General features: G+C 41.5%; 7 protein-coding genes. 5 read left to right on the plus strand and 2 right to left on the minus strand.

The annotated features are described in order from the left end of the window. Positions 1 to 5: 5 nt before the first annotated feature. From F6K57_RS12430 to F6K57_RS12450, 5 genes are all read left to right on the plus strand, one after another. Positions 6 to 968, plus strand: a complete 963-nt coding sequence (locus tag F6K57_RS12430; RefSeq protein WP_293067968.1) for a glycosyltransferase — start codon at positions 6 to 8, stop codon at positions 966 to 968. Between the two features lie 167 nt (positions 969 to 1,135). Continuing rightward, the gene (locus tag F6K57_RS12435; protein WP_293021830.1) at positions 1,136 to 2,278 is read left to right on the plus strand and encodes a hypothetical protein; all 1,143 of its coding nucleotides are present in this window, start codon (positions 1,136 to 1,138) and stop codon (positions 2,276 to 2,278) included. After that, positions 2,278 to 3,543, plus strand: coding sequence for a lipopolysaccharide biosynthesis protein (locus tag F6K57_RS12440; RefSeq protein ID WP_293043370.1), 1,266 nt, complete (start codon positions 2,278 to 2,280; stop codon positions 3,541 to 3,543). The genes F6K57_RS12435 and F6K57_RS12440 overlap by 1 nt, the downstream gene beginning before the upstream one ends. Positions 3,544 to 3,772: 229 nt before the next feature. Continuing rightward, positions 3,773 to 4,633: a sulfotransferase family 2 domain-containing protein gene (locus F6K57_RS12445; protein ID WP_293067972.1), complete on the plus strand. Its 861-nt coding sequence runs from the start codon at positions 3,773 to 3,775 to the stop codon at positions 4,631 to 4,633. A 16-nt stretch (positions 4,634 to 4,649) separates the two neighbouring features. Beyond that, positions 4,650 to 6,140, plus strand: a complete 1,491-nt coding sequence (locus F6K57_RS12450) for a glycosyltransferase family 39 protein (RefSeq protein ID WP_293067975.1) — start codon at positions 4,650 to 4,652, stop codon at positions 6,138 to 6,140. Between the two features lie 50 nt (positions 6,141 to 6,190). On the opposite strand, the gene F6K57_RS12455 is transcribed toward F6K57_RS12450, so the two are convergent. Together F6K57_RS12455 and F6K57_RS12460 are read right to left on the minus strand one after the other, a co-directional pair. Further along, the gene (locus F6K57_RS12455) at positions 6,191 to 6,706 is read right to left on the minus strand and encodes a choice-of-anchor E domain-containing protein (protein WP_293067978.1); all 516 of its coding nucleotides are present in this window, start codon (positions 6,704 to 6,706) and stop codon (positions 6,191 to 6,193) included. Then, on the minus strand, positions 6,703 to 6,936 hold a 234-nt coding region (locus F6K57_RS12460; RefSeq protein ID WP_293067981.1), incomplete at its 5' end, for a hypothetical protein. The genes F6K57_RS12460 and F6K57_RS12455, both read right to left, overlap by 4 nt.

The raw sequence follows: 6,936 nt of genomic DNA on the forward strand, positions 1-6,936 counted from the left end.
TAGATATGCCAAAGGTTTCTGTAGTTATTCCCACCTACAATGCCATGACTTATCTTCCCAAAACTATCGATAGTGTTTTCAATCAAACCTATGATGATTTTGAAGTAATAGTTGTTAATGATGGCAGTACAGATAATACTGAGCAATGGATTTCTCAGATAGCTGACCCGCGAGTTAAACTAATTTCCCAAGCCAATCAAGGCTTGGCTTCTGCAGCACGAAACAAGGGAATTGCTAATGCTAGGGGGGATTATATAGCATTCATTGATGCTGATGATCTTTGGGAGCCCACTAAGCTAGAAAAACAACTGTCTGTTCTGGAAGAAAATCCAGATGTCGGTCTGGTATACACCTGGGTTGCCTATATCAATGAAACCGGTAAACCTACAGGTAGAGTGTTTGAACATCACGCCGAGGGTAATGTTTGGGAGAAGCTGGTTGAACACAATATAGTTGAATGTGGCAGTGTAGCAATGGTTCGTCGCCACTGCTTTGAGAGCCTAGGGGTATTTGATCAAACTCTTCGCGCGGCTGAAGATTGGGACATGTGGCTTCGGATTGCTTCACGTTATCCTTTTGCTGTGGTAAAAGAACCCTTAGTTCGCTATCGCCAGCATCAAAATAATAAGTCCAAAAAGTATGTAAAAAGGCTAGAAGACTTCCGTACAATCATTGAAAAAGCTTTTCAATCTGCTCCCTTTGAAAGCTTACATTTAAGAAATCGAAGCTATGGCAATATTAACCTCTGCCTAGCGTGGAAATGTATTCAAAGTAGTGATCAAGATTACAAAATGGCTAATCATTTTCGTCGTCAAGCTCTCATGCATTACCCTCAGCTACGCTTCTCCCGAGAGTACATCCGTCTCAGTATAGCGATCGCATTGATGCAGTGGTTCGGACCTGAGGGCTATGGCAAAGTGCTAGAGCTGGCTTACAGTGTGCGTCAGCGACTATCAAATGTTGCATGATATCAAGTTCGCTTGTTTCCTTCATTTATTGTGATTTGTCATTTGTCATTTGTCATTTATCAAAAGTCTTGAGCTCCACAAGGTTTTGCTTTTTAACGAACACTCTTGTGTTAGGCAATACCGATGCTAATAGATTTGATATAAAACGGCATTTTACTAAGCCTTATATGATCTTCAAATCTTGGAAATTCAAACGGTATTTATTAGGATTACTGCTGCTGGTAACAATAGCTATAAGCATTGGTTTGGCTAATTATCTACCACCCAACAATTTGATGTATGCTAAGAGCAGCACTCCTACCACTCGTGACCCCTGGCTCTGGCCCTTTTCTCAGGACTCAATCTGGAACATGCCGATTGGTAGTCATGCTAAGTATAAACCGGCTAATCTACCTCGATCAGCCCGTTCTTCTGTAGATGTTGATCTGTTATTTATTATCCCCGCAGGTAGTCCACTGCAACCCTTGTATAATCCTGGCAGTTGGACAAAGCGATGTAGCGGTCAGACAAGCTATGAAAATTTATCTATTCCTATTCCTGATGATTTAATTGTTCCGGATGCGATTAACACTCCCACTAAGTATTCTACTCCCAATAATGCTGCTGCTTTGCTTCAGCCTGATGGTCACACCATAATCCAACTAGAACCTATGGCTCGCTGTGTTAAAGGTGGTCCTGTATATGGCTATCACTGGCCAAAAAAAGACTTAGATTTATACAGTCAAGGTATTGCTGGAGGTCATCTTGGTTCTGGATTGTCCTCTATAGGTGGAACGATACGCAAGGGAGAGTTGACTGGTAGCGAGCCAATTCGCCATGTTTTAAAAATAGAACTTTGGGGAAAATACCTCAATTACAATCCCCAAAGCCCTACACCTGGATACCGCTGGCCTGCGGATAGAGCAGATCGTAGAGCTCCATCTAAATATAAAGGTAAGGATTCTCAACTGGTAATGGGATCTCTGTTAGCAATTCCTCCTAAGGTAACAGAAGAAAGTCTTGGTATAACTACACCAGCCGGTAAAAAACTTTTTCATGCTTTACAAGATTATGGCGGTTATGTAGTGGATGGAACAGGTAGAGATGCTTATGCTTTAGCTGTGGAAAAAGGGGTGAAACAAGAGTTTAAATCAGCTTATGGTTATCGGTTATTTGCTAAAGCTCACCATAATAATCCCTTTTACAAAGATTTTATGGAACTCTTTCAATCTTTACATATTGTTACTAACAATAGTCCAAACCGCGTAGGTGGAGGCGGTAGACCTAGAGCGCCTTTAGCTCCTCCCTTTGCTAATGTACCTGTATCCTAATGCTAATCAAAAAGCTCAAGCAGCTATCATCTGACCAATTCATTCGTAACATTAGCTGGCTAGGAAGTGCTGAACTAGTGCAGCGCATCTTCCGTTTAGCGACAACGGTTACTCTAGCTCGTGTCTTCACTCCCTATGATTATGGAATGGTATCAGTCATTGTTACTACTTTTCAATTTGCTAACACTCTCAGCCTGAGAGCGGGGATTGGAGCTAAGCTGATTCAGGCTGATGAGCAAGAGTTAGAGATTATCTGTAATACCGCCTACTGGCTGAATTGGATTTTATGTGTTTCCCTAGCTATTCTTCAGTGTATTGCTTCCTATCCGATTGCTTGGTTTTATGACAACAACCAACTGATTTTACCCATCTGTGCCCTTTCCCTAATTTACTTAATGTTTCCAGTTTTCATGGTTCAGTCTGCTTTGATTGAACGAGAAAACCGACTAAACGTTAGGGCTTGGTGTTATGCTGCACAGGCAATAGTCAGCAATATCATTATCGTTGGTTTAGCGCTGTTGGATATGGGGGTTTGGGCTGTAGTATGGTCGATGGTTTTATCCTATCCAGTATGGATTGTAATTACCTATTCCAATCATCCTTGGCGACCCCCTAAATCTGTCAGTTTGAAGCAATGGCAAAACATTACAAGTTTTGGCAGCAAACTGCTGGGAGTTGAGTTGTTAAATAAGCTAAGACTCAACATCGATTATTTACTAGTGGGTCGATTTCTCGGTATGGAAGTATTGGGGATTTACTTTTTTGCATTCAATGCTGGATTAGGGATTAGTCAGAGTGTTATTAATGCCTTAGGTTCCGCCTGGTATCCTCATTTTTGTCAAGTTCGTGAGGATTTAAAGGAGCTGAAAAAGCGATACTTTGGGAGTTTCAAGATGATTGGAGCAATTGTATTACCACTGGTTGTTATACAAACTAGTTTGGCTCCATTTTATGTGCCAATTGTGTTTGGTGAAAAATGGGTAACGGCAATTCCTGTTTTAATCTTGATTTGCTTTTCAGCCTTGCCAATTGCCTTGTCTCGTTCCACATCTCGGCTACTTCAAGCGCTGGATAAAGCTCACATTGATCTAGGCTGGAACGTGATTTTCACTGTTGTGTTTACTACTTCCTTACTCCTAGTCATGCAAGGAGGAATTTTTTGGGTAGCTGTAGCTGTTCTGATCACCCAATTAGTAGCGATGCCAATTTTTGCGGTTTGGATCATTCGATACGTCTTTGGTAAAAGGTCAGCGTCGTCTGATTAATATCAAGTCCGCGTTTATTCAGTATTATATAGCATTTACCATACTTATGAGGTACACAAACTTTTTTCCCACTTCCCTCACTTCCCCTCCTGGGAGGGGTTAGGGGTGGGTTCCTGCTCCCTGCTCCCTTCCCCCCTTACTAAGGGGGGTTAGGGGGGATTCCTGCTCCCTAAAACCTATAACTTTCTAAACCAATTGATAAATACTCTAATGACATAGGAGACAAAAAATGAATGACTTGTTCAATAGTATCTTTCTGGAAGTTAGTGCCAGAACTAGCAATTTGTTTCAGGGAAGCTTGAAGGAAAATATTGTTTTTATTCATATTCCTAAATGTGGAGGGTCGTCAATTAGCAAAGCCCTTAAATCTTGTTATGCTACTTGGGATATCAGAGATCGTAATTTATGTCATCTGGATGCCGCTGCATCTTTGAAGGCTGCTCAGAAACTGATTGATCGAGACTTATCATCGAGTAGGGTAGATGACCCGGTTGTGTTAAAGCTTCGAGAGAATTTACTTGTCTATTTTATGTGTCGGGAAAATGTTAATTACATTACTGGTCACTTGGTATTTAGTTCAGTAGCTCATCGTCATTTTCAAGAAAACTATGCCTTTATTACTATTTTACGAGATCCAGTAAAACGATGGATTTCCGAATATTTATATAATCGTTATAAAAGCCATGAACATTGTAAAATAGATATGGAAATCGAAGAGTATTTAGACTCAGAGTTTGGTCAAGCACAAGGACATAAATATGTAACGTTTTTAGGAGGTAACCATGAGATAGGAGACTACAGCCCAGAGCAAGCTGTTAATCAAGCTAAAGAAAATTTGCATAAATTTGCTCTGATCGGATTCCTAGAGTACCCAGAAAAATTTTTGAAACAGTTTGAAGAGCGCTTTGGCAGAAAATTAAGGATTAGGAATTTAAATCGTAATCCTAAATCAAAAAAGCACCAATCTTCTGTCATCACTGAAAAAAATTTAGAAAAAATCCAAAGGATATGTCAGCCTGATCTTGAAATATATGAGTATGCAATCGAAAATTTTTTAAATTCAAATAATTCTGAATATCAATACAAATAACAAAGGAAAAAATGATATGAATATGAAATCAAAAACACAATCTTTTTCTCCACCACTAGCTAGAGCAAATTGGCTACAGGAGTGGATTCCCATTACCTTGATTCTGCTATTAGCTGTTACGTTGTATTTTTATCAACTTGGTACAGAGAGCCTTTGGATCGATGAACTCTATAGTATTCATGACGCTAAAGCGATACCAGAGAAGCTTCGTCTGACACGCCCACTCTATTTCATACTTCTACGGCTTTGGATGTTTTTCGGTGAGAGTGATGTCTGGTTGCGGGGATTGTCGATTCCGTTTGGATTAGGTAGTGTTTTCTTGACCTATTGCCTTGGTCGTCGTTTAGTGGGACAGCGAGTTGGACTGATTGCAGCCCTCTTAGTAACCCTATCGCCTGTGTTCATCAACCATGCCCAAGAAGTGCGGATGTACAGCTTAAGTACTTTCCTTGGTCTAGTAGGCACACTGGCTCTGACTCATGGGCTCGAACGTATGACCACTGTGTCAATCAGTTGCTGGCTGATTGCACGGCTTTTAGCGACTTTGACTACACCACTCAATTGTTTGCTGCTACTGCCAGATTGTCTATTACTGGTGTGGAAATTTCGTAAGCGATACCGTGTTTTGTTAGGGGTTGGTGCAGTACTCCTAGTTGTTGGTATTGTGTCCTTACCATGGATTTTCCAGGTCGCTACTGCTTCATCTGCATTCTTTGACGGTTGGACAGCTAACAACCCGAAACCAACCCTAGTTAATGTGTTGTCCCGACTAACGATATTTACAGCCTATTGGCCCTTGAAGTCTTTACAGTCCTCTGTAAGTGAACATTTCTACAAGTTATATACCATAATGTTGGCTGGTTTGCTGGGCTTTTCTCTATTTAATAGGCAGCTTAAACCCCACATTTTTTGGCTTGCTGCTTGGGGATTTTTACCGACAGCTGTGCTGTTTATAATGTCTTGGATCTTTAGTCCGGTTTGGCTACCACGCTATCTGCTATTCATTGCTCCATACCTGCTGATTTTGCTGGCAGTAGGGTTTAGCAAAATTTGGCATCGAGCACGGAAATTAGGGATTGCGATCGCTCTGATGTATTTCGTGGCAGTTGGTGGTGGGTTGGAGCATTACTATACCAAGGTGTACCGTCACGATTGGCGCAGTGTGTCACAAATGATTACGATTAATGAGCAACCGGAAGATGTCATTGCTTTACACATCGGTTATCCTCGCCCGCGTCTTGCCTTAAATCATTACTATCAGGGTTCAGCACCTATTCAGGTTTTAGATTTAGAGGAGTGGGAACAAAGTTTGTCACCATTTCCATCACGCCTGTGGCTGGTACATAATAATAACAGAAACCCAGATAGCACTGAGCAATTACAGAATGAGCTCAGGAAAAGATTTCAAATCCAAAACCATCAAGTATTCAAGAATGAGATCGGGTATAAAAGTTATATCGATGTATTTTTGGTCACCCCTAAGGACACCGAAACAGCCTTAGACTAAGTGGCTTTCAAAGATATCACTTAAACCACTTTAAAATTGGCTATTAACAATTAACAATCTTCAGCCTTTCGTTGCCACAACAGTTTTAGTCCTGGGACTAAACCTAAGCCAAGGGGAGTCGCGGGTTCTGGTACTGACTCTGGCTCTGATGGTGTGTAGTTGTAAGTAACCTGAACATCCCCTTGGGCTTTTGTTGCGATCGCATTGAGTATATTAGCGGTTCCGTTAATAATTGATATGGTTTTCGCAGAGAACAAAAAGTCTACGGGTTCAGTGCCCAGGAATGCATTAAACACGGAACCATTTGTGAAGGTCTTATCACCGAATACATTAACGGTTAGTCCGATAAATGAAACTGCAGACTCACCCTGAAAATCTAATGTGCCATCATAGGCAGCGACTTGGGCTGAATCTCCTACTGTTGCTGTCTGTGTGAACAGGGTTGTATTATTTGGTCCGACCAATGTGAATAAGCCTTCCAGATTCCAAGTCAGAGTTGCTGGCTTTGCGTCTAGGCTTTCGCTCCGTGGGTCCCCTGACATTAGCCCGTTAAATTCTATGGTCACGGAATCAAGGGTACCGAGACTGGTGTCGAACGGGTTGATATAGCAGTCGCCAGGGCAGGCGCGGACATGACAAAAGTCTCAAACCTAAGTAAGCGCAAGAGTTTGACTTCTGACTTCTGACTTCTGACTTCTGACTTCTGACTTCTGACTTCTGACTTCTGACTTCTGACTTCTGACTTCTGACTTCTGACTTCTGACTTCTGACTTCTGACTTCTGACTTCTGACTTCT

The sequence above is a fragment of the Moorena sp. SIO4A5 genome, assembly GCF_010672005.1.
In the GTDB taxonomy this organism is placed as follows: Bacteria; Cyanobacteriota; Cyanobacteriia; order Cyanobacteriales; family Coleofasciculaceae; genus Moorena.

Bases quoted from the DNA above. Each gene is read 5' to 3' on its own strand.
- F6K57_RS12430 (WP_293067968.1), top strand. From the start codon at position 6: ATGCCAAAGGTTTCTGTAGTTATTCCCACCTACAATGCCATGACTTAT.
- F6K57_RS12435 (WP_293021830.1), top strand. From the start codon at position 1,136: ATGATCTTCAAATCTTGGAAATTCAAACGGTATTTATTAGGATTACTG.
- F6K57_RS12440 (WP_293043370.1), top strand. From the start codon at position 2,278: ATGCTAATCAAAAAGCTCAAGCAGCTATCATCTGACCAATTCATTCGT.
- F6K57_RS12445 (WP_293067972.1), top strand. From the start codon at position 3,773: ATGAATGACTTGTTCAATAGTATCTTTCTGGAAGTTAGTGCCAGAACT.
- F6K57_RS12450 (WP_293067975.1), top strand. From the start codon at position 4,650: ATGAATATGAAATCAAAAACACAATCTTTTTCTCCACCACTAGCTAGA.